The 1,079-nt window shown below is 53.4% G+C and carries 1 protein-coding gene; it reads left to right on the plus strand.

Going from position 1 to position 1,079, the window contains the following annotated elements; all coding sequences use genetic code 11:
* Nucleotides 1-509 precede the first annotated feature (509 nt).
* Nucleotides 510-1,079, plus strand: a 570-nt coding sequence (locus RC85_RS25970) for an IS4/Tn5 family transposase DNA-binding protein (protein WP_202907976.1), incomplete at its 3' end; no start/stop codon positions are given.

Genomic DNA, 1,079 nt, shown 5'->3' on the forward strand with positions numbered 1-1,079 from the left:
GCCATGAAAGAGGACCGCGACCGCTGTCTAGCGGCCGGCTGCACCGACTACACCACCAAACCGCTCGACAAGAACATGGTCATTCGCATGATCGACCGACTTGTCCGCAAATAAATTGCCCGATTAGCCGGAAGGCGATAGCGACGCCTGACTGAATAGCATTTCACCCTCCCTCGGGACGTGAAGTGTATTAATGACGGATTCACTTCACTCTCCCTCTGGGAGAGTCGAGCGTCAGCGAGGAGAGGGCGACCGCGCCGCTGCAAAAATCATAAGAACCTCCCCTCGCCAAGGCTCGACCCTGCTTGAAAAGGAGGGTGAAGAAAGAGGACTCAGGATCAAATGCTGCAGTCATACAATTGACGTCCCAAGCGGCGGCGTGATGTAGCCATGGGCGCGAGCCCTGCTGATTACCCAATTCTTTTTTTGAAATCGCAAAAAAACACCGCGATTTCGGCACGCTTTTTGCGCCTCGTGTTACCTATTTTTACACGATAGGAGCGCGATTGATGACCATTGAACCAGCCACGATTGAGCACGAATTTGACACCATCGACTTCGGCCATAAAAGCCGTAACGATCGATCGAAAGAACTTCTCCAGGCCCTCTTCGCCAATCCTCAAGCGAGCATTAATGCGGCTTGCGATAAATGGTGTGCTGCGAAAGGGGCTTACCGGTTCTTGGATAACCCCAAGGCCGATAGCCAGGAAATTCTTGCTGCGCACCGTCGGGCGACGATCAAGCGGATCAAGTCCCAGAAGGTGGTTTGCGTGGCCCAAGACACGACGGAGTTAGACTTCAACGGTCACGCCCCCGACGATGTGAAGTGCCTAAACATGGCAGACCGACGGGGATTGTATGACCATAGCTCTGTAGCCTTTACGCCCGAGAAGCTTTGTCTGGGCGTGCTGGATGTGGAGTTCTTTGATCGTAGTGAAGACAGCCTAGGAAAGGGCAGTCAACGGAAGAGTGATCCGATCGAAGAGAAGGAAAGTTTTCGATGGCTTCAAGGCTATCGCCGATGCTGTGAATTGGCCTCACAGTGCCCGGAGACTCAAGTTGTTTCTTTAGCGGATCGC

Source organism: Rubripirellula obstinata, from assembly GCF_001642955.1.
In the GTDB taxonomy this organism is placed as follows: domain Bacteria; phylum Planctomycetota; class Planctomycetia; order Pirellulales; family Pirellulaceae; genus Rubripirellula; species Rubripirellula obstinata.